Origin of the sequence: Erythrobacter sp. CCH5-A1, assembly GCF_001557115.1 — a bacterium.
Taxonomy (GTDB): domain Bacteria; phylum Pseudomonadota; class Alphaproteobacteria; order Sphingomonadales; family Sphingomonadaceae; genus Erythrobacter.
Genome location: NZ_LSKQ01000325.1, coordinates 1 through 387, shown reverse-complemented (window position 1 = coordinate 387; position 387 = coordinate 1). Strand labels below are relative to the sequence as shown.

General features: G+C 63.8%; 1 protein-coding gene. It reads left to right on the top strand.

Annotated features, from left to right (window positions below; genetic code table 11):
• A partial coding sequence (locus tag AX708_RS19495; protein ID WP_197426441.1) for a conjugal transfer protein TraG N-terminal domain-containing protein occupies positions 1-387 on the top strand: 387 nt, incomplete at both ends.

Genomic DNA, 387 nt, shown 5'->3' with positions numbered 1-387 from the left:
CTAGCTGGGGACCGCTCTATGTGGTCCTGCACATGTTCGTGATGAACCGCGCCGCCAGTGCCTATGCTGCTGTCGCACCCACCGGGCCGACGCTGCTGGTCAGCAACGGCATCACCAATGTGAACAACGATATTGCGACGATCGCCGGGTTCATGATGATGAGCGTGCCGTTCATCGCGGCCGGCATGGCGCGCGGTGCGATGGCAATTGCCGGGCAGGCCACGTCGCTGCTCGGCCCGGCCCAGGCGGCGGGGCAGGCGGCCGCAGCCGAGCGTACCTTGGGCAACTATGCCACTGGCAACATCTCGTTCCAGAACCTCTCCGGCAACAACAGCAGCCTCAACAAGCACGATGATACCTTCAGCTACGGCTCCGGGTTCGGGAAGA